Source organism: Xenorhabdus griffiniae (assembly GCF_015163655.1).
In the GTDB taxonomy this organism is placed as follows: domain Bacteria; phylum Pseudomonadota; class Gammaproteobacteria; order Enterobacterales; family Enterobacteriaceae; genus Xenorhabdus; species Xenorhabdus griffiniae.
Genome location: NZ_JADEUF010000077.1, coordinates 1 through 18,928, shown reverse-complemented (window position 1 = coordinate 18,928; position 18,928 = coordinate 1). Strand labels below are relative to the sequence as shown.

General features: G+C 43.4%; 24 protein-coding genes and 1 pseudogene. 2 read left to right on the top strand and 23 right to left on the bottom strand.

Going from position 1 to position 18,928, the window contains the following annotated elements:
- Positions 1–83 (top strand): IS1 family transposase (locus IQ211_RS12740; protein ID WP_228011593.1); only part of this gene is annotated, 83 nt, incomplete at its 5' end.
- On the opposite strand, the gene IQ211_RS12735 is transcribed toward IQ211_RS12740, so the two are convergent.
- The 7 genes from IQ211_RS12735 to IQ211_RS12705 all read right to left on the bottom strand — a co-directional run bounded on the left by IQ211_RS12735 (position 80) and on the right by IQ211_RS12705 (position 5,062).
- Positions 80–646, bottom strand: a complete 567-nt coding sequence (locus IQ211_RS12735) for a hypothetical protein (protein WP_189760492.1) — start codon at positions 644–646, stop codon at positions 80–82. The two genes, IQ211_RS12740 and IQ211_RS12735, sit on opposite strands and share 4 nt — an antisense overlap.
- Positions 647–751: 105 nt before the next feature.
- Positions 752–1,492 carry a phage minor tail protein L gene (locus IQ211_RS12730; RefSeq protein ID WP_189760493.1) on the bottom strand — a complete coding sequence of 247 codons (741 nt, stop codon included), beginning with the start codon at positions 1,490–1,492 and terminating at the stop codon, positions 752–754.
- Complete coding sequence (locus tag IQ211_RS12725; RefSeq protein ID WP_189760494.1) at positions 1,489–1,836, bottom strand: phage tail protein; 348 nt, start codon at positions 1,834–1,836, stop codon at positions 1,489–1,491. Before IQ211_RS12725 ends, IQ211_RS12730 begins: the two co-directional genes overlap by 4 nt.
- A gap of 68 nt (positions 1,837–1,904) precedes the next feature.
- Positions 1,905–2,408 carry a DUF2335 domain-containing protein gene (locus IQ211_RS12720; protein ID WP_189760495.1) on the bottom strand — a complete coding sequence of 168 codons (504 nt, stop codon included), beginning with the start codon at positions 2,406–2,408 and terminating at the stop codon, positions 1,905–1,907.
- Positions 2,409–2,879: 471 nt separating this feature from the next.
- The gene (locus IQ211_RS12715; RefSeq protein ID WP_189760496.1) at positions 2,880–3,767 is read right to left on the bottom strand and encodes a phage antirepressor N-terminal domain-containing protein; all 888 of its coding nucleotides are present in this window, start codon (positions 3,765–3,767) and stop codon (positions 2,880–2,882) included.
- A gap of 270 nt (positions 3,768–4,037) precedes the next feature.
- Positions 4,038–4,796 (bottom strand): phage antirepressor KilAC domain-containing protein, encoded by a 759-nt coding sequence (locus tag IQ211_RS12710; RefSeq protein ID WP_189760497.1) that lies wholly within the window; start codon positions 4,794–4,796, stop codon positions 4,038–4,040.
- Positions 4,797–4,891: 95 nt separating this feature from the next.
- Complete coding sequence (locus IQ211_RS12705) at positions 4,892–5,062, bottom strand: hypothetical protein (protein WP_189760498.1); 171 nt, start codon at positions 5,060–5,062, stop codon at positions 4,892–4,894.
- Between the two features lie 103 nt (positions 5,063–5,165).
- Between IQ211_RS12705 and IQ211_RS12700 the strand changes: the two genes are divergently transcribed.
- A complete protein-coding gene (locus IQ211_RS12700) occupies positions 5,166–5,924 on the top strand; it encodes a LexA family protein (protein WP_189760499.1) in 759 nt (252 codons plus the stop codon).
- A gap of 19 nt (positions 5,925–5,943) precedes the next feature.
- Here IQ211_RS12700 and IQ211_RS12695 read toward each other — a convergent pair whose 3' ends face one another.
- The 16 genes and pseudogenes from IQ211_RS12695 to IQ211_RS12620 all read right to left on the bottom strand — a co-directional run.
- Entirely contained in the window at positions 5,944–6,828 is an 885-nt protein-coding gene (locus tag IQ211_RS12695; protein WP_189760500.1) for a DNA translocase FtsK, read from the bottom strand.
- Between the two features lie 201 nt (positions 6,829–7,029).
- Positions 7,030–7,413 (bottom strand): hypothetical protein, encoded by a 384-nt coding sequence (locus IQ211_RS12690; RefSeq protein ID WP_189760501.1) that lies wholly within the window; start codon positions 7,411–7,413, stop codon positions 7,030–7,032.
- A gap of 94 nt (positions 7,414–7,507) precedes the next feature.
- Positions 7,508–7,756, bottom strand: coding sequence for a hypothetical protein (locus IQ211_RS12685; RefSeq protein WP_189760502.1), 249 nt, complete (start codon positions 7,754–7,756; stop codon positions 7,508–7,510).
- Between the two features lie 14 nt (positions 7,757–7,770).
- Complete coding sequence (locus IQ211_RS12680) at positions 7,771–10,689, bottom strand: phage tail tape measure protein (protein ID WP_189760503.1); 2,919 nt, start codon at positions 10,687–10,689, stop codon at positions 7,771–7,773.
- Positions 10,690–10,744: 55 nt separating this feature from the next.
- Positions 10,745–11,017: a DUF1799 domain-containing protein gene (locus IQ211_RS12675; RefSeq protein WP_189760504.1), complete on the bottom strand. Its 273-nt coding sequence runs from the start codon at positions 11,015–11,017 to the stop codon at positions 10,745–10,747.
- A 29-nt stretch (positions 11,018–11,046) separates the two neighbouring features.
- A complete protein-coding gene (locus IQ211_RS12670) occupies positions 11,047–11,349 on the bottom strand; it encodes a phage tail assembly chaperone (RefSeq protein ID WP_189760505.1) in 303 nt (100 codons plus the stop codon).
- Positions 11,350–11,391: 42 nt separating this feature from the next.
- On the bottom strand, positions 11,392–12,045 hold the full coding sequence (locus IQ211_RS12665) for a phage tail protein (protein WP_223281782.1): 654 nt from the start codon (positions 12,043–12,045) through the stop codon (positions 11,392–11,394).
- A gap of 42 nt (positions 12,046–12,087) precedes the next feature.
- A complete protein-coding gene (locus IQ211_RS12660; RefSeq protein WP_189760506.1) occupies positions 12,088–12,489 on the bottom strand; it encodes a phage tail terminator-like protein in 402 nt (133 codons plus the stop codon).
- On the bottom strand, positions 12,486–13,067 hold the full coding sequence (locus tag IQ211_RS12655) for a hypothetical protein (RefSeq protein ID WP_189760507.1): 582 nt from the start codon (positions 13,065–13,067) through the stop codon (positions 12,486–12,488). Before IQ211_RS12655 ends, IQ211_RS12660 begins: the two co-directional genes overlap by 4 nt.
- Position 13,068: 1 nt before the next feature.
- Positions 13,069–13,422, bottom strand: a complete 354-nt coding sequence (locus IQ211_RS12650; protein WP_189760508.1) for a hypothetical protein — start codon at positions 13,420–13,422, stop codon at positions 13,069–13,071.
- 2 nt (positions 13,423–13,424) lie between these two features.
- On the bottom strand, positions 13,425–13,901 hold the full coding sequence (locus IQ211_RS12645; protein WP_189760509.1) for a DnaT-like ssDNA-binding protein: 477 nt from the start codon (positions 13,899–13,901) through the stop codon (positions 13,425–13,427).
- Between the two features lie 38 nt (positions 13,902–13,939).
- The gene (locus IQ211_RS12640) at positions 13,940–14,950 is read right to left on the bottom strand and encodes a phage coat protein (RefSeq protein WP_189760510.1); all 1,011 of its coding nucleotides are present in this window, start codon (positions 14,948–14,950) and stop codon (positions 13,940–13,942) included.
- Between the two features lie 16 nt (positions 14,951–14,966).
- Positions 14,967–15,671: a hypothetical protein gene (locus IQ211_RS12635; RefSeq protein ID WP_223281783.1), complete on the bottom strand. Its 705-nt coding sequence runs from the start codon at positions 15,669–15,671 to the stop codon at positions 14,967–14,969.
- 98 nt (positions 15,672–15,769) lie between these two features.
- The gene (locus IQ211_RS12630) at positions 15,770–16,891 is read right to left on the bottom strand and encodes a phage minor head protein (protein ID WP_189760511.1); all 1,122 of its coding nucleotides are present in this window, start codon (positions 16,889–16,891) and stop codon (positions 15,770–15,772) included.
- A 4-nt stretch (positions 16,892–16,895) separates the two neighbouring features.
- On the bottom strand, positions 16,896–18,272 hold the full coding sequence (locus IQ211_RS12625; protein WP_189760512.1) for a DUF4055 domain-containing protein: 1,377 nt from the start codon (positions 18,270–18,272) through the stop codon (positions 16,896–16,898).
- Between the two features lies 1 nt (position 18,273).
- Positions 18,274–18,928 (bottom strand): annotated as a pseudogene (locus tag IQ211_RS12620) (terminase); the annotation flags it as partial.

The following is an 18,928-nucleotide window of genomic DNA, read 5'->3' as shown; positions in this document are numbered from 1 at the left end:
GTAAAACATTAGGCTATTCAAAATCACCGGAAATGCATGACAAAGTCATCGGGACTTTTATCGAAAGAGAATATTATATTTAAGACCAATCAACATTTTGAATACGTGACCCTAATTTTTTAAGTATTGGCTCGTCTTTAGTAAATAATTCCTTGGGGTAATATTCATAATTCACCCACAGTATATAAGGTTCAGATTCTCCTTTATTGAGTCTTAACTGAATTTTCATTTCATTGTATTCATAGTCTTTAGCTAATTCATGGTTATTCTGCTCATTAAGAACAGGCGATCCATATTTATTGTTCAGATTCGATGCAATGAAATTAAATTTCTCTTTTAATTTATCGAAATTTTTACCCGAATCATTCACGCCAAAAGTAATTGATCTTAACCCTCTGTTAAGAGGAAAGAAGTCCAAAAAGTACTCACCATCATATTTAGACTCTATAGGAGCTGATTCTATCCTTACCGTATATACTAATTTATCTTGATATTCATTAAATTTTTTTAGGTCTAATTTTCTAACCTCATCAATAGTCATACCCCATTTGAATCCGAATGGTGCTTGAGGTTCATCTTTTGCCAACCCAAACGCCAACTGATTTATGGTGAAAAATGTCAAGATAATTAAAATAATTTTTTTCATCAAAAGCTCTCTCACTTGTCAGTAAAATTGCAACAATGAAGAAAATTGAATCAATAATCAAGGATTGACTATAAGGATATATCATCAGGCAGAGTTTGCACTATATTACCTCCTAAGCAACGCAGAACCCGGAAAACCACCGAAGGGCAATTGTGCGTTCTCGCCAAAACGTTTTTTACAATCACTCATCAGTCCACCGCAGGCATCTTTTGACGGATCATCGGTCGGGTTACCCTCTTCATCAAAATACCGCGTTCCCGTATAGTTGCAGGGGGATTTGCGATATAACCCCCGCATACACCATGTGCAAAGGCTATGAATCTGACGGGTAGGAATTTGAATCCCTTGTAAGTCAGCGGGGGAAGACAAGGCAAAATGAATTTCTGTATTGTCTTCATGTGTCTTGCTGTCAATATAGTAGACGTCGATTTTCTCCTGTGTGGGATCAGCCTCTGGGTTACCCTCCGGGAAATTACGCGCATCTAGATAATGCGCGAATGTCATACGAATAGTGACGCAAGCCTGCGCCATGTTCTGATATGCCAGACACAGGGCGCTAATAGCACCATCAAGGTTAGCCACAGTGAGTGCGGATGAAGTTGAACGACCATCGCTATTCACCTCCAACCCCTCAATTTTGACAGGCCACGGCTTATACTCTACGCCCTGCCACCAGATCGATTTAATCGGTAAATTATCTATATCACCCTCCAGTTCATTTTCCGTATAAGGGATAGGGTGATTATGGAAATAGAGTTCTGGCCCACCAAACACTGAACCATCAACAGAAAACAAAAGAATTTTATTCCCCGACTCAAGGCGCTGGAGATCTGCATTAATTTTCATGCACTGAATGCCTGTTCGAATATTGCTGATATTTTCATGACCCCACCTGCCATAGGGAGCATGGTGATTGAGTCTGCTTTAACTCGATACAACCCTTTCTCTCCAAACGGCGGCGTCCAGATAAATGATTTCAAGGTGTGATTGCGAATAAACTGAAAGATTGGAGTAACCTCCCCTTTTATGCCGATATAAGAGTAAGGCCATGACTGACTTTCTGGGTTAATTCCATCCCCTGATACTTGTTTATAACCATCGCCAAACTCAACCGTTTTAATTCGATGCTTAAATTCACCGCTGGGCGAATCCTGTATTTGAGTTCGCCATTTAAACTCTTCAATAGCCATATAAGTACCTATAAAAGAAAAAACCGCAATTAAGCGGCGTTAAAATGAAAAACCCGCACGAGGCGGGTTTATGAATCTTCTTTATCTTTGGATTTGAATATCCTGCCAATAGCAAAAATAGCTGCTATCGCTATCAAATTTCCTGTGATCAATTTTGCAGCAAAACCTAATTCACCTTTAACACCGAAATACACAGCTATACCTAAGATAATAATGCTTAAAACACAAGCCATCCATTGCCCTCTGGTATCTTTCTTTATAACTGCATTGAGTGCTGTTTTTTGGGTCTCGTGTCTAAATTGCTGCTCTTTTTCCGTTAATTCAAGAATCCTCTCTGCCATCCCCGGTAATATAGAATCATATTCTCTGAGCATATCGGGTGGAGGAAGAGGGCCTTGGAACAAAGATGTTTTATGCTGAATAATAGAGACGACTTTAGGATTATCTAAAAGCCTTTCAAGTAACTGAGGATTGGTTTCAACGACGCTCTCTAGCTGCTCCACTGATAACTCAGTACTGCTTCTATCCTCGTTTTGATTATTGTCACTTATCGGCTTTTGGTTTTCGCTCATTTGCTATCTCGCCACATCTCACAATAGCGCTAGTCATGTCTCTCGATATATTGAGAGCGTCATTTCTCAATTTCTGCGCATCATTACCAGCTGCAATAATACTCCGATAATTAGTTGAAGGCATAATGTCCATAACACTACCTATTGCCCTCATATAGCGGCGCATCGTGGCTGTCATGATTACCTCCCATTCAGTTAATTTCACAGTGCCAAAACTGCAACTTAGTATTAAGTTTAATTAAATAGCTTTAGCAATACAAGCCACTTGATTCGGTAAGAAGAGGACATATATATCACGTTTAAAGAAGATGTCGGCACGTTATAGACACGTTAGAAGAAGAATTTAAACCAATACCCCCATATTGCCACCACTTTGTATTAAATGTCATACATGTGATGAAAATCATTTTTCAGACGTCCGGTTTATCCCCGTGTGTACGGGGAACATATCTTACCGTCCGTGGCTTGGTGTTAAAATGGACAGTTCGGAATCCTCAGCTTATGTAATACTTGCCAGTTATCCTTTTGAATCCGCTTTATCTGGATATGTTCTGTGGCCTTTTCCAATATTCGCCTTGCATTGTTGGCGCATTTTATGGCATTGCGTGGGTATGCGTAGTATTCACCAGCTAGTTTATGCTCAGCTACTTTGAGTATTGGTTCTACATCAATCATGTAACGAGCCATGTTGATGGAATGTTGCCATAACCAGCAGAGAGTTTGTAAATTATCATCTGAAATTTGCGGTTCACTTTCTGGCATACATAAAGTTTCTTTACCCAGAAACTCACCCTCAATTGCCTTGGTCGCCAGATACTCTATCGCAGATGGGATCTGTTCACTGGTTAACTCATTTATATGTTTCACCCCAAACTCATGATGAACCATCTGGAACAACTTTTTGTTACTGACGCCATATTTACCCATCAGAGTGTTAACCAGACCTCGAAGAGGAGTTCTATCTTGGGTTGTGCTATTTTTCGCTTTAACCTCACCAGTTGTCCAATATTCATAAAGAACATCATCGCATTCATCCTGATAGCGGATAACTTTATCCCTGATTTCAGGTTTGACTTTATTTGGACTGATAGTCGCTAACCAGCCAGCAAGTTTACGGAGGGCAAGGCAACTCATTTCACGTCCCTTACCATCATTGGCAACCATTGTGATTTCCACAACAGTTGATTTAAATCTTTGTTTTAATTTGGTGAATTGTGAAGCCCAATTCATTCCCATACCTTCAACAATCGGCTTCATCGGTACATACGGCTCACCGTTATAATTTACGACATAGAGATCTGAACCATAAAATGGAACGTTAATGGTTTCACTAACTTCTTTAGTTGCTATAATAGACATGTCTATTTTCCTTGAGATGGTATTAGACGATTTAGAGGCCCTCAACTGTTACAGCAGTTGGGGGCTTCGCCGTTTTAGGACGACAATATTTATTACGTAATTGTAACGTTTTGTAAAGGTTATCTGCCGTGAATTGCGAGACGCCTCGAATATTCAACCATTTACACACGTATTAAGAGTAAATTTGTATTGTTATCACCAACAATCACTGTTAGATTGGCTGATTCTGTTGAATAGATCAGTATTTGATCGCCATCCTTGGCGCAATTCTTAAGCTGCTTTATCCACGCTCAACATCTTAGCTAGCTTGGAAATGCCTTTTGCAGTCACGAGAACCTGTTCACAAACTCGTTCTGTTCCGTCATCTTTGGCAACAACAGTTATTTTGTGTTCCAATAACCCTTGCTGTAACTTGTCTTGGTAGCCAATCCAACTCTTTTTACCTAAACGGCGATAAATCCACTTGATTGACGATAATGTATCGAAAAGAATTTTCGGTTTAATTTGTAGGTGCTTCGCTGCGTCTGTTATGCACATACTGCCAGTAGATTTTTTCGCAATGCGTTCGAAGGCGTCAACGTCAGGCTGCATGTCCGCGACCTTATCTTCCAACGCAATCACTTTCTCGGTATACGTCAGAAGAATCCCGCGTAATGCGTCGGGGTCACTGAGTACTTGCATTGGGTCAACTGGCGCCAACTTACCAGAACGGTAATCAATGAAAGTCTGGTTTACCTGCAAACGGAATTTGGGAGAGATCCACCCCGCGTACTCAATGGCTAAGAGTTCGTGGGCAAAAGTACCGCCAGACTTGCCTTCTGAGCTAACTAGACAAATTTGTCCAGTTTGTTTTTCTAATTCAGAAATCAAATCCTTTGCTGTTTTGTTGCGAAAGAACTTAGCTGGTGCCTTTTCTTCACCAAGCCCACTTGCTTTATGCAGGGCATTCAGATTAAAACGACCTTCTGAATCGGTAGTGATTTCTACGCCTGCAATGACAGGAAGGTTTTTATTTGCTACATTATTCATATTGTCACTCTCTGTTATGGGTTGACATGTCGGTTTCTTCGAGCGTTACTGACAAATTAGGAACCTCAACTGTTGGCGCGGTTGGGGTTTCGTTCTTATGGAAGTTGTAACTCACCTTTTTTCTCCATTTCCATCACGATATCCACTATGTATTCCAATTGGACCTGCACAGAGCGGCGCTTTTCTTCGGCTTTATCTTCTAACCATTGGCGCATTTCTGGTTTCATTCTGAAAGGAAATGGGGATGGTCTTGTATCTTTTTTCATTTTTATCTCCTATGTATATTTGTAACTTCACATCTTCATAAGATATGATTAGTTATAATCCATGAATCACCATGTGTCAATATGAATTTTTTGGACTTCACATATGAACATTGATGACAATTTTAAAACACGAATTTCCATGGCTAGGCAGGCAGCCAATCTAACTCAAGGAGAATTAGCCGATAAAGTTGGTGTTGTCAGAAGGCAAATCGCTGCCTATGAAGCTGGAGACTCAAAGCCAAGGGATAATGTTCTAACTAATTTAGCTGCGGCACTTGGCACAAGTAGAGAATGGTTAGCAATCGGAGTTGGTGATGAACCTGATCTAGGTAACATTCGCAAGACAGTGACAACACATGAGATTCCAGTGATGGAATATTATAGTGATGTATTTTCAACAATCGGTTTTACTGCATCTGGCATTGGTCATGGTTCGGTCTTGGCTCCTCCTAATGCTAGTTCTGATTGTTTTGCTGTTAAAATCTCAGGAGACTCCATGGAATCCGAGTCAGGACTCAGTTTTCCTGAAGGAACTGTGGTTATTTTTGACAGAAATCTCACAGCTCAAAATGGTGACTTTGTTTTTACTTTTTCCATAACTAACGGTGACTCTATGGTTAGGCAGGTCTTTTTCGACCAGGGTAAATGGTATCTTAGACCTTTAAACGCTAGCTATGAAATTATGCCCTTTAATAGAAAAGATTTTGAAGTTATAGGTATTGCAGTGCAATCACAATTCGATATCCATTCAAAAAGAGATTCCTTGCCGATTCATATCACTAAGAAAAATTCACACCTTAAAGAGATGGATAAGAAATTAAGTTCTATCCACTCCATGCTTGAGCAACTACTCAACAAATAAGCCCCTATGGGGCTTTATGTCACCATCTCAACTCAATTGCATTCATTTTGTTGTTAGTTGCCATGTTAATCAGTACATCAAAGCCTGATAAATATTGTATGGGGTCACATTTAGCTATGCTTTTGATTGGTAGATGCTCAAATTTCTCTCTATTGAGCCTAGCGTTAATCAGATAACGATCATCTTCATCACCAGTATCGTGATTGAATATTTGTGAATAACCAGCCGTCACAACAAATTGGATTTCTGGGCACACTATAAAAGCTATGCCTGACACGCGAAGGATCACGGCGTGAACATGCCTCGCGTAATCATGAAAATATTCCTCAGCGGTTTTCAAGCGCTCACCATTAGAGACTGGTGTATCTTCTATTTCTGGCAAGTCTACATCAATGAATAAGGTGCTGATTTCTTCATCATAATGGAAGGCAACTATGGTTTCTCTTGACCAATATGATGACAGGTAAGCATGTTTTAACCTTTCATCGACAGAACCAAGATTCACTGAGCTGTATTTGTCGAGATCATTGTGAATATCAATGATAAACTCAGGTTTCTCAGAAAAACCTCGATTGTAGAAATCTTGGTAAATTACCGTCTTACCTTTATCCAATTTTAAAACATTCGTGTACCTATTCCTTGAAAAATAACCTTCATTATTTTTCCCTGAACTAACCTCGCGCCATTCTAATCTTGTAGGAAAGCCAAATACATTTCGGTTACCATCATAATCACTGCCTGATATAACCCCGGTCAACTCTAACTCATTGATTAACCTGTTTGCTCTTTGCCATTCAATATCAAATTCTCTTTGGATTTCTTCTATTGATACACAGTTTTTTCTGACTACAAAGTCAACAGCCTGCCAATATAATGGGTCTAGCCCCAGAGATTTGGATTTCATAACCACCCTCAGTAATATTCAATTTTCCTTGAGGAGGTTAGCAAAGAAACACCAAAAACCTCACTCAAGAGGTATGGTTTGTGATCTGTATTGCAAGGTCGGCTGGGCTTGTTATCCATTATCTGAGCGCACCCACTCAGCGCCAACATTTCAACCATCCCAGTAGTTAATGTTTTCACCTTATCCCTTCTTTTCTATTGGTTATTCCATTACTTCATCAACCCATTTAACTGCTGTGTAATGCACTCCCGCTGTAACATCTTTGTATTTTCCACCAATGTAAACGTAGTACTTTGTTTTATAGCCTGTATAACCACCGTAACTATTTTTGGCATTGACATCCACTGGAACAACATAAGCTACGTTTCTTGAAGCAGGGGTATAAGCCAGCCTAGGTTTATGAAACTTATACTTAGCCGAATCAGAATCTTTCAATGTGTAAGCTATAATATTTTTCAATGTTTCCTGGTAATTAGTTGGTAATTGGTCATATTTCGCGCTCGAAATTTCCTGTTTTGTCATAGGAGTAACGCAACCAGTGACCATAAATACACATCCAATAACTAAAATAAAAAACCTTTTCATCTGCTTTCCCTCTTTAATCAGATACATGAATCTTAAACAAAGTATGGTGCAAAATGAAGCAAACTCTATTCAATTGAGGTATTAGTAACAAAAGTCACCGGATTGGTGGCTGTTCATCGTTAAATTCTTTGATAACTCTAGCTGCGTATTCCTCAGCCTCTTTGAAGTACACCGATAGCGGCTTATCAGCATTGAATTCTGCGTGATAGATGATGTGAACATCAGGACTCAATCCCGCAATAAAGCACCCACCATCTTTGGGATTGCCTTTAAACACCTCTACCGGAATGCTGATATTTTCCTGTTCAGGGCTAACTATTGTTGAACCAATTTTGAAAAACATACATACCTCGCTTATTAATAATTTCTACCTCTGGCCGCTCTAATGATCTTATACAAATCACCACCATCACGGCTTTCTTGAACTATCACCGCCCTTATTTTTCTCGTCAGTGATTGCTCCGCTGCCTGCGCGTCTATATTTGAAGCAATAGATTGTTGCTGCTGGCCTTCTACACGGATGCCGCCAAGATTGACCTGAACTCCACCAGCGGAAGCAGGTTGTATACCATACATTATTGGAGCCGGAGTGCTGACTGTCATCGGCTGAGAGCCACCAACGTGACCACCACTCGCATAGCCTTTCTTGGTGCTATCCATTAATCGATATAGGTTAGCCACACCGAGGCGCATAGTTGCTTCCTTAGTGAACACGAACTCGCCACCGTGGACAATGCCTTTAGGTTCGTATTTGCCACCGTTACCTGTGTAACCACCACCAGCAAATCCAAGGGTAGCCCCAAATGAAGTACCACCAAATGCGGCTTTCATAGCTTGTAACATAGCCATCTGCATAAGCATCTTGGTGATCATTTCAAGCACTGATTTGGTGAAGTCAGCGAAATTAGCCTTACCTGTGAGAAGAAAATCAGAAAGACTGTTACTCATTCCCATAAAAGTAGCTTGGGTAATCTGAGCTACATTTCCATAGGTATTTGATGCTTCCTTTTCAAAGTTCTCGAATCCCTTCTTAACTCCTGCTTCCCAATTAGAACGAAGAGACTCCTCATTCGCATATTTTTGTTCAACCAGATCAATTCTGCGCAAATACTCAGAATCGCCTTCTGAAATGCCTTTACGTCGCATTTCTCCTCTGAGATTTAACAACTCCCGTTCTTTTGCAATCTGCTCGTCAGTTTTGCCTATACTTTCATGGCGAAGCCTTAACTCTTCCTCTAACCCATCATTAGACAACCGCAAAGCATTAAGTTGCTTTTGTTTTTCAATCCGATCTCCCAATTCTGCCGCTTTTTCTTTTTCGGCAAGAATTTCATTCTTTTTGGCTAATAATAAGGTTTCATCAAGGCTAAGCTTTCGCTCTTTCTGAGCATTCTCAAGAATATTAAATTTAGCCTGTTCTCTAAGTAGCTCCCTGCGCTGTTGACTAATAATACCAACATAACGGCTTTCATCACTTAAAGCTCTCAGTTCTGCTTGCAATGCTAATATCCGAGCCTTAGCGGATTCATCCGCACGAGTGCCTGCATCAACCTTAAATTTTGGTTCCTTGGGTAGCTTTTTCCCATAACCAGGTCCTCGACGATCACGAAACTCATGTTCGATACCGGCGCGAGCTTTCGCAATATCCTCAGCCGTCCATAGCTTGGTCTTGCCTTCTTTTGCCAGTTGGATATTTTCTTTTATCAATTTATTGAGCATCTTGTGTTCATGCTTTCTTTTTTCTGTCCAACTCGTCCCTTTATCAACCAGCTGATTAAACTTAATCTGGCTGGTAATACTGCGCTCTTGAAGTTCTGCGGATTCCTTTTCTTTCTTTATCTTAGTATCCAGTTCACGCAGTTCTTTCTTCCACTGATCTAATATTTCATTTGATATACTGGGTTTTTTCCCATTATAGCGACGGGGGTCATTTTCTGCCGTGCGGATTTTTAACACTAATCTGGCTCTGTGCTCCGCTTCAGACGGTTTAGCTCCAATTCCCATGACAGAGTCCCACATCAAATTAGCTGCACGTTTAATCTCGTCAAATAGTTTAGGTAATGTCCCCATGCTATTTCGGATTTCTTTTGCCCGCTCAGCCATCGCCCCGCTCAATGCGTCAGTGGCATAAGTAACGGCTTCTGTTATTTTCCCTTGAAGCTCTAATTCCTTAATATGTTGGAGTACGTTAACGGAGAGGTAACGATATTGCTTATTCAGGGCAACAGAGCCACCATAAGGATCATCAGATAATCGAGCGAAATGAGAAACTAATTCATCAACGCTCTGCCCAGAATAACGGGAAAACTCGACAATAGATTCCCCAGCTTTACCGATATCTACGTTTAGCTTAAGCCCTGCATTCATCAGCTTAGTGAGCGCTTCGGCGGCAACGTCTGCACCTGCACCCGTTTTACTGATATTGTCAGCATAACCAATCAATTGCCCCTGCGTAATTCCTGCAAACCGCCCAGAAGCGATAATAGCCTTATTAAAGTTTTCCTGTACTTCTAATGCATGATAATAAGCTTTAGTAACCCCTCCTATTCCTGTAATTACCGCCCCCCACCCTCCACCACGTAACAATACTCCCATACCCATTGAATCGGAGATATTTCTAAGTCCAGCAATAACCGAAGTGTTATTCCGGTTTAAATTCTTGGTTTCCTTACTCGTTTCCTTAAGCTTATTGATATAAATTTCCGCCGCAGAACTCACACCCAATTGTGCCGCCCGATATTTCAGCAATTCATTACGGCTGAGATTCTGTGTTGCCAGTTGATCTTTTAATCTGGTAATAAACGCCTGACCTGCTGCTGTCTGTTTCGCATCGGCTTCTGCCATCTGCTTCTTTTTGCCGATAATGTCAGACAGAATATTCCGATAAGACTCAAGGTCTAATTTTTCAGACTTTCTGGCTTTTCTGGCCTCTGCCTGAATCCTGGTTAACTGTTCTGTCGCAGTAGCATTACGTTTAATGGCATCAATCTGCTTAAAGAAGGACTCTGCAACTTTATCTTGTTCCGCAGCAAGAACCTTCGCAGATGCGGCTGCCCTTTGCTCCTTTGCAGCCAACTCAGTAACACTTCGGTGTATCCGGTCAATTTCTTTAGCCATGTCAGCCGAAGCCGCAGCGCTCTTTTCTGACTGACTGGTTAACTTATTTGTGGAATTGCTGGCCTTGTCAGCAGCATCCTTGAATGAGTTTAACTTTTGCTCACCTCTTTCAAGGTCAGAGGTGTTCACCTTTAGTGAGATAGTTGCAACATCAGTCATTTGATTTTCCTTCGGGTATAAAAAACCTCCACTAGGGAGGTCACAAAAGGAGTTGTTACTTCTTATGCATAACTTCGAGTGCCTTAACTTCCATCACCCGAATATCGTTAAATACGGTCGCCCTGTCTTTGATGTTGAGATAGTCCATAACCTGATTTAATGGCGTGTAATCCAGCCCTGTAGCGCCGTTCATACCAACACGCCATTGCGTCCTCATGGCACTAAACGTCTGGTAGGAATCCCATATATCAGGCCATACCTCAACATCACACTCGTCCGGGAGGAAGCCAAAAGCCCGTTCAAAATTAGCAGCATCTTTGGCGCTCATTCCCCCGTACAGCGCCTCAGCGACCGCAATCAGTTTTTTTCCCGATTACCCAGTAATTCGTTGTAATACGTGGTTGTAATTGCCGTGGTTGCTGATGGGTAGTTATCCAGCAATAGCCGGAGATTTTCAGTGTTGTAAGGCTCCTCTATGGCCCAATCGGTAATAATCTGCTCAAAGAATTCCTGAGCAGGCATTTCCCGCATTTTATCCAGTTCACTGATCGGCTTGTGATTGAATGTGAAAGTTACTACTTCCGGTTTCTCTTTCCCAGCGACGGGGATCTGCACATTGGCTTTGAATTTAGGGTTAGGGACGAGCGTAAACTTAGCCATTTAAAAAAATCCTCAAAAGAAAGCCCCATTGAGGGGCGATTATTATTCTGCGTAAATCTGCATTTCAGACTTAAGAGAGAAGCGCGCGGTGACGTTTTCCACTTCGTTCATTGCGGTATTGGGTACGCGCTGGAACGACACGGAAGCGGTGTAATAGCGGTCTTCTGCTGCACGTTTATTGAAGAAACGAATGGCAGTAATTTGCTTACTGTCATCCAGTTTCATGAGCAGCTTACGGACAGGTAACTTGGCATCATGAGCAAAGGTGTAAACCTGAACAACGCCGTTTTTATAAGTGTCGATAGTTTCAGCCTGCTCATCCTCCAAAAACTGAACCTCTTGCGTTTGTTGCTCACCCCCCTCGGTGGAAAGTGTCATGACTTGCGGCATCACTTCCCATGCCAATACTTTTTTTAGTGAACCCGCTCCACCACCAGCAGGGAATGTGTTTTTGTCCGTCGTATCCAGGCCTTCCAATGTAATGGCTTTTTCTGCGACGAGCTTGACACGGTAAGCGCCGGAAGCTTTCTTCCAGCCAGAACTGACATGAACAATGTCACCTTTAGTGATGCCAACAGTTGATTCAACCGTCAGTACGACCTCTTCAGCATTAGATGCTGCGGAGAACTTAATATCATCTCCGTATTCGCTTGCTAAATAAACACGAGAGCCATTAGGGATGTTATAGGCCATCATCAACCTCTTTTGGTGTATAAAAAAAGCCGCTAATTGCGGCCATTATCGAATTGCATCACATCGATATGATGTACGTATGGGAATGGTGTAATTTGCGCCATCCTGAATGGAAGGAAAGACGCTAGGGTCATCATTGAGATACAGGCTTTTAGTCAGTGACAAGCCATTCGGTAAATATTCAGTTATCCGATCAGTAATTTGTGTTAACACTGACTCACCAGAGCCAGATTTTCCTACAACATTCACCTGAATCACACCACGGAAGACGGGCATATCTAACGATAACCCGATGTTCTGCGTCGTTGCGGGCATGATATGTAATTGCAGGTAAGGCTCGTTGATATCATCAAATGGCATATTCGGCCACGCCACCAGCACCCCTTCTCGCCGGGCAAATTTAGCAATGTGAGAACGAATAGCCTCGTTTATCTTGGATTGGTTCATGATTTTATCTCCGTAACAGCATCACTAAAAAACTTCTGAAATTCCTGTGCTGTTACTGCAAGCATGCCATTGGGGGCCTGCGTTGAATGGCCCATCTCAAGGCGATAAGCATAAGGGACGATATTCGAGAAATAGACCGCTTTAACTCCAACCTTAAACTGACCAATCACCAAATCCCCCACAGCTTGGGTCATATTTCCGCTTTTATCAATCCGTCCGGTTTCTTCTGCTGGGACTTCATCAAAGGTTACCTGCCAGTTTCCCCGGAATCGACCACCTGTGTATCCCGGTGGGGCTTTTATATCCATAGAGTCAGTGACACGAGCACGTTTTTTTAGCTGCCGTTTTTTTGGGGTCAGGTTATTAGGATCTGACTGCTGTTGTTCATTCCAGTCATGCACGGCCTGATTATATTCTCTTGCCGTTTGATTGACCTTCCATAGCTCAGGGTTACCTACTGGCGACATAACAATCAACCGTGACAGTATTTTGATAAATGTTCCTTTTGATGCTGCTTCAATGTTGCCTTTGGCTTTATTCACAAACGCATCAATGGATGTCATAAATGGATCTGCCATATCACGCCCTCAACTGAGATTGATAGCAAAGTACGATATCAGCGGGTTTTATTGGGTTAGGTTCAATCACTCTCAGCCAAACGCTATCCACCAGCACATGATCACCTTTTTTTATCTCAATATCAGGTGAAAACACCATCTTGATATCTGTAGACAGTATCAGTGAGCCGTCAATTTCATTGGGGTTGTACCGAGTCTTTAACCCGACAGTATTAAACCTTTTCTCCAATTCGTGGTGCTCTCTCCCCTCCTCATCAACCCAATGCCGACCGCTCCGTTTTACCTGAAATTCTGCACCATACTTTTTCAGTAACCGCTCGGCAGTTTTTTGCATTCGCGGGTAGAAATTAGCCATAGCTACCCCCTGAAAACCTTGAATGTCACGCCACCACCAGACAGAAAATCCCGCAGCATGCCATTAAGCCAAGACATGTTAGGCTTGCCTGAGTTAGTCCCTTCTGCATAGGTCACCGAGACGGCACCACTAACAGATTCAGACAGTACTTCACCACCTACCGTGGGGGTTAGGTCGTGCTCCAGTGAATCAATAGCCAATCGACACTGAGCCTGAATAATCTGCTTAGGGATAACATCAGCCGACACTGACTCACCATCGACATAAACCCCTTTTCTCGGGAATGCCAGCGGTTGACCTGCATTAGTTTTCTGCCCCTTCCACTGTTTAGTGGACAGATAATCCATCGCCTGAAACAAGAGGGGTGGCAAGACACTGTCATCTGGCAGGGAATAGCCACGCTGTGCAGCAAACTGCTTTAAGTCCTCAACACTGGCATAGCTGTTAAATTCTGGCGAGTTTTTATCTGAATTAATCATGCTCACCTCAAAAATAAAGGGGCAGATGCCCCTATTTGTTATTGACCGTCGCCCGTATTCTTCGTTTTACTGCCGGAAACAGCCTTTCCGCTCAATACCGCAGCAAACGGAACATTCTTGCGGTCAAACTTACGCTGCCAGTTAGCCGCCTGAGCGATGTCATCAATGGATGGTGTCTTATTGGGATCTTCCTCTCCCAACCAGCTAAAACCAGCGGGTTGCAGGATGAAGGTCTTACGTTCCCACAGCACCTCAGCACCACCACCATTACCGCCTGACGCCTTACGGTCTAATTCAACCGGAGTATGGGGATTACCGCTACCGTAACCAAACGCACCGCCGCCGAAGAAAACGGTCAGGTAGCGACCATCTGAATGTTTCAGGCTATCATCCATGAAAAGAGGCTTGCCCAGATACGTTTGCAGAATAACCCGCCCTTCTGAATCACGGATAGTTTCAATCAGGTTCTTAGTCGCCATCTGTTTCATAACGACAGAGTGAACGCCAATAGCACTGAACGTGTCAGCAGCATCACCAGCAGTGAAAGCAGCATCAATCAGGTTGTTAGCTGAGATTTCATCGCCGCCCTGAATCACCATGTCGCTATCATTGTTCACAATGTTGTTGCCAATAATCCCACGCGCAGTACCGATAAGATAGCGCTGCCACTGCCGAGTCCAGTAAGTACCGAATCGGTTACGGATATGGGACATTGGCTCACTGTTTGCCAGCTCTGCCGCCAAGTCAGCTACGCCATAACCCTTGTTGAGGTACAAAACGCGAGCTTTCAGACTAGACTGGCTGGCCTTACCCACCTTGCCGATCTGGTCTGGGTTGTCGGATGTAGCGTTAGGCGCTTCGTTTGCGTCCAAATCATTCCAGTAGTTAATGGTTGCCGTGCCTTGCCCATCAGAGGCGATAGCATCCAACTGAGGCAGGCGGGTAATAATCCCCGACTCAAAAACGGCGGTTTTTTCCGGGCTGTTCTGTGGGGCAATAGCCTGATAGTAGTCACCACGGAAAATGTCGGATAAACGAGTTGTTGGCATTACTTATGCTCCTAATTTACTGTGTTTTTGCGAGGCGTTTAAATTCCTCGGGATCTTCTTCAAATAAACGGATGCGCTCTGCTTCCGTATAGTCGTGCCAAGTTTTACCGCCGCCTCTGGCAACAGTTTGGCGTTGACCTTCGCCGCCGGTTCCGGTCGCTTTACTGCCGATAACAACAGGCGCAAACAGCTTGTTGCTACGGAATTCTTTTTCTAAATCGTCAATAGTCAGTGCAGAGGGTTTACCCTCGCTGTCCACAACACGTGTTTTGCCATCTTCAACGATTAGACGTGATTTGATATGTGGAAGCAGCAGCGCCGCGCTGTCCCCTGCCAACTTAGCCGCCAGTGACTGAGCGACGTTATCCACCAGCAATGTGCGCAAATTAGTGTCTTTCTCTTCGAGCTGCGTTAGTAACTCTTTCTCACGGTTACTGAGTTTTTCAGCCCAGCTTTTTTCCAGCGCTTCAATGTCACCGTTTTTGCGGGCTTGTTCTTCTGCGGCTTTTTTCGCGGCCTCTTCCGCCTGACGGCGTTTTTCCTGCTCTGATTTCTTCTCAGAAAGCAGCTCGTCCACTTTCTTTTGCAGGCCGGAAACATCGGGTATCTCTGGCAACCCTTCGATTTGTAACTGATATTTGTCACCTTGTTCTTTGTACAGGGCCTTTTGTTCATCAGTCAGCGTCTCAAATTCTTCTTTTGTTAATAAAAACTTAAACATCATTAACCTCGGGTTTTGATGATGCAGTCACCGACTGCGGACAATAAAAAAGGCCACCGAAGTGACCTTGTAATTTCTTTACCGGCAAGATTTACCGGCTAGTGATAACCAGCATCTCTGAACGCTTGTTCGTCAATCTCTTTAAGTTTTCCCAGTGAAATAAATTCGCCTTTATCCGTGTAAAACGCTGAAGGGTGCATTCCACCCTCTTTCATCAGTCGATAGCGGGTTTCGCCAAACACTTGTTTTTGCCTCCATGTAGGTTGTCTCTGTATCCATTCAATAAATTTAGTTTCTGCCGGAACCTGACCATCCATTGATGCCCGTGTCCCTTCGCTCATTTCATCAGCATTAATACCCAGTTCCCGCCATGATTTCACCACCAGCGTTTCCATTGAACGACAATTAAAGTGGATTTTGCCGGGGCCTTGCAGATAAGGAATTTTGTGGCCGATAGGCTTATCATTCAGTGTGTATTTCAGCCCATCACGGATGATGCAGTCATTGGATGTTTTATTATCCAGTGTTGATACCCACCGTTTACAATCAAAAATATCCTTATTGGCTTTTGTAAACTGCTCCCTTGCGGTTGCTTGTAAATGGTTTATCGCTGTTTTGGCAATACTGGTTGCATTAGCCCGGCTCATTTGTAACGCGCCATCTTTATGTCCCTGATTGGCATGACCTCTGATTTTTCGTCCTATATCAACCGCACTGTCGCCGTTCAGATAACCATTGCGAACCGCATTACTGATACGAGCCATACGGTCTTTTTCCAGCCCTTCTGCCCATTCTGATAACAACTTTCCCTGAAACGGTCGAGACATTACGGAGGAATACAGCATCTCTTCTGTAATGCTCATCAGCGGGTATTGCCTCAGAACAGCATCCGGTAACAGAGACTCAAACAGCGACGGGTAGTAGCCCATTTCATAGCGGACATGTTCCAGCATTTGACTAGACAACACAGAAAATGCACTTTCAACCGCATTTTTATTGATTGCCCTCACGCTGGATAACAACGATTCTAATCGCCGCACAGTGAAACTGTCAGTGTCAATGCGGGTATCGTCTAATACGGCAATTAAAGATGCCGTCAATTCTGCATCAAACGCATTCAGCGCCCTAACCATCTTACGAGCAACACCGGTACCATAGCGACCCGAAAACAGGGAGTGTGCAATCAACTCATCCATGATCATTTCGTTGATGGATTTCATTTATCTACCCCTGTATTTCAGGTTCTTTGTTTCTTAACTGATCTTCGATATCTTCCGGGGATTCGTCCTGAGGAACGATATTGATACTTTGTAGATACCGAATGAAATCGACCTTGCGCATTTCACCAGACTGGACGGCAGATAACAGCGTTGAGATAGCCGCTGAATCAAGTTGCGCGATTTCATAGGTTTTGTTCAGCTCAATCGCTGCTTCTCCAGTGCCAGCAAACTGGATACAGAACTGTAACGCGCGGTTAAATGCCTGCTCCACATTACCGGCACACAATGACAGGATAGAGTTATCCGTTTGTGCTTCATTTTGTGCCTGCGTTGCGGTTCGTGCAGACGTACCACGCTCAATCAATTTAGCGCCTAACATTGCCATTTGCTTTTCACGACGCTCTGCCACTGTTATCTGAATATTGCGCTCTTCCGGTTGAGCGAACTTCATATCGCCATTTTGAGGCAGTAACACACCACTACGTGAACCAACTGTAAACCCATCCTTCATGTGATTTTCTATCCACATGTCATCAAGTCCAGTCAGTGCCACCATTGGCTGCCCAACCGTGTGCGCTGATTCTGCAATGTCAGCTTCGGATTGATAATGCTTGATGTTCACATAAGCGATATCGGCAAGTGGCGGCGCATCCGGTGTGTGGTCATTATTCATTGAACCAACCCATGACCACGGTAATTCAGATAGGGGATTACCGCTGGCGTCTTTTAGCTCAACCCAATCGTCAGCGATTAAGTCACTGTCTCGGCACCAGTAACGGGAATAGGCCTGCCCATTTATGAGGCGTAATTCAATCCAGCGATCAACCAGTTGCAATTCAAAATTATCAGATTCGAGCGGCTCCTGATAATGGATAACCACTAATGATGTTTTCCCGTTAGTTACCCGCCAATTGATGATTTGCTTTGCTGTGAACAGGCGAATATACGGACGGCCTTTTTCAGCCTCTGATTGAATGCCAGCGCCTGAAAAATCAGTCAGCAAGCCCGCACGCCCACGCTGTAATACCTGGGATAATGAATCACGTATCATCTGTGTTAGCGGTTGCCCTTCCCCATTGATATCTGTTTCCAGATACTCAATGCCACCAGCCATATCAATTTTGACGGGTTTGTTAAAGGCGATACCCAGCAACCCCAACAACGTTCGCCCTGTGGCATTAATAAAGGATGCCCGGAGCAGATAACGCTTATAGCGCTCATTGCTTGGGTCGTCTTTGTCTTTCTTATCTGCCGGATGTGGCAAATATTTTTCACCCCGACTTTTAACAACCCGCTCGCCATCAACACAATCGCCGATCATGTTCCACTCTGGCAAAAATTCGGTATACGCCGGATGTCTGTAATCGACGTTTGTATTCATGTTAGTTCCAGTTGAAATTAATTGATTTGGTGAGGCGTTTGGTGTTTCGCCTGCTTACCGCAAAATACCTGAACCCATCTGCATCATGGGACGTGTAGTCATGAAGTGGCTTATCCTTCCAGCACCCGCGCTTGTCATCCCACTCCTTACGATAGCTTTCCAGATGGGATATCCCTTCACTGCACTTCTCTTCATCAAATACGCAACGAGACAGAATTTCACGGACTGCCTCAATACCTTCATCAACAGAGAGCTTGGGAACGACCTCAAATCGTATTGAGTACTTTTGCCCGTCAATCTCATAACCTTCCCGCGCAAGCTCTCGCCTTGATTTTGCATCATAGCCAAATTCACGGTTATCGATATCATGAGGGGCATTGTGGCTGGCATATGTGTAACCTTTGTCTTTCAATACCTTCATGTAGTGCCGCAATCCTTCGCCGCTGTTCGAGTAGTGATCGATGACATGAAATTCATCACCCACCTCACGCACGAACCAGATAGCCGTTGAGTCCCCCACGCCGATATCCCAGAACGTGTGAATCGGTAGATGTGAATTATCCGGTAGCTTGCCGATGCGTTTATTTTCATACAACCAGCGGAACTGCTTAGCATAGTAAGCGCCTTCTACTGATTGCTGGAATGCCTCAGTCGGT

What these genes read in the sequence shown, in the direction of transcription:
- IQ211_RS12735 (WP_189760492.1), bottom strand. Translation starts at nt 646, where the DNA reads ATGAAAAAAATTATTTTAATTATCTTGACATTTTTCACCATAAATCAG.
- IQ211_RS12730 (WP_189760493.1), bottom strand. Translation starts at nt 1,492, where the DNA reads ATGAAAATTAATGCAGATCTCCAGCGCCTTGAGTCGGGGAATAAAATT.
- IQ211_RS12725 (WP_189760494.1), bottom strand. Translation starts at nt 1,836, where the DNA reads ATGGCTATTGAAGAGTTTAAATGGCGAACTCAAATACAGGATTCGCCC.
- IQ211_RS12720 (WP_189760495.1), bottom strand. Translation starts at nt 2,408, where the DNA reads ATGAGCGAAAACCAAAAGCCGATAAGTGACAATAATCAAAACGAGGAT.
- IQ211_RS12715 (WP_189760496.1), bottom strand. Translation starts at nt 3,767, where the DNA reads ATGTCTATTATAGCAACTAAAGAAGTTAGTGAAACCATTAACGTTCCA.
- IQ211_RS12710 (WP_189760497.1), bottom strand. Translation starts at nt 4,796, where the DNA reads ATGAATAATGTAGCAAATAAAAACCTTCCTGTCATTGCAGGCGTAGAA.
- IQ211_RS12705 (WP_189760498.1), bottom strand. Translation starts at nt 5,062, where the DNA reads ATGAAAAAAGATACAAGACCATCCCCATTTCCTTTCAGAATGAAACCA.
- IQ211_RS12700 (WP_189760499.1), top strand. Translation starts at nt 5,166, where the DNA reads ATGAACATTGATGACAATTTTAAAACACGAATTTCCATGGCTAGGCAG.
- IQ211_RS12695 (WP_189760500.1), bottom strand. Translation starts at nt 6,828, where the DNA reads ATGAAATCCAAATCTCTGGGGCTAGACCCATTATATTGGCAGGCTGTT.
- IQ211_RS12690 (WP_189760501.1), bottom strand. Translation starts at nt 7,413, where the DNA reads ATGAAAAGGTTTTTTATTTTAGTTATTGGATGTGTATTTATGGTCACT.
- IQ211_RS12685 (WP_189760502.1), bottom strand. Translation starts at nt 7,756, where the DNA reads ATGTTTTTCAAAATTGGTTCAACAATAGTTAGCCCTGAACAGGAAAAT.
- IQ211_RS12680 (WP_189760503.1), bottom strand. Translation starts at nt 10,689, where the DNA reads ATGACTGATGTTGCAACTATCTCACTAAAGGTGAACACCTCTGACCTT.
- IQ211_RS12675 (WP_189760504.1), bottom strand. Translation starts at nt 11,017, where the DNA reads ATGAGCGCCAAAGATGCTGCTAATTTTGAACGGGCTTTTGGCTTCCTC.
- IQ211_RS12670 (WP_189760505.1), bottom strand. Translation starts at nt 11,349, where the DNA reads ATGGCTAAGTTTACGCTCGTCCCTAACCCTAAATTCAAAGCCAATGTG.
- IQ211_RS12665 (WP_223281782.1), bottom strand. Translation starts at nt 12,045, where the DNA reads ATGATGGCCTATAACATCCCTAATGGCTCTCGTGTTTATTTAGCAAGC.
- IQ211_RS12660 (WP_189760506.1), bottom strand. Translation starts at nt 12,489, where the DNA reads ATGAACCAATCCAAGATAAACGAGGCTATTCGTTCTCACATTGCTAAA.
- IQ211_RS12655 (WP_189760507.1), bottom strand. Translation starts at nt 13,067, where the DNA reads ATGGCAGATCCATTTATGACATCCATTGATGCGTTTGTGAATAAAGCC.
- IQ211_RS12650 (WP_189760508.1), bottom strand. Translation starts at nt 13,422, where the DNA reads ATGGCTAATTTCTACCCGCGAATGCAAAAAACTGCCGAGCGGTTACTG.
- IQ211_RS12645 (WP_189760509.1), bottom strand. Translation starts at nt 13,901, where the DNA reads ATGATTAATTCAGATAAAAACTCGCCAGAATTTAACAGCTATGCCAGT.
- IQ211_RS12640 (WP_189760510.1), bottom strand. Translation starts at nt 14,950, where the DNA reads ATGCCAACAACTCGTTTATCCGACATTTTCCGTGGTGACTACTATCAG.
- IQ211_RS12635 (WP_223281783.1), bottom strand. Translation starts at nt 15,671, where the DNA reads ATGTTTAAGTTTTTATTAACAAAAGAAGAATTTGAGACGCTGACTGAT.
- IQ211_RS12630 (WP_189760511.1), bottom strand. Translation starts at nt 16,891, where the DNA reads ATGAAATCCATCAACGAAATGATCATGGATGAGTTGATTGCACACTCC.
- IQ211_RS12625 (WP_189760512.1), bottom strand. Translation starts at nt 18,272, where the DNA reads ATGAATACAAACGTCGATTACAGACATCCGGCGTATACCGAATTTTTG.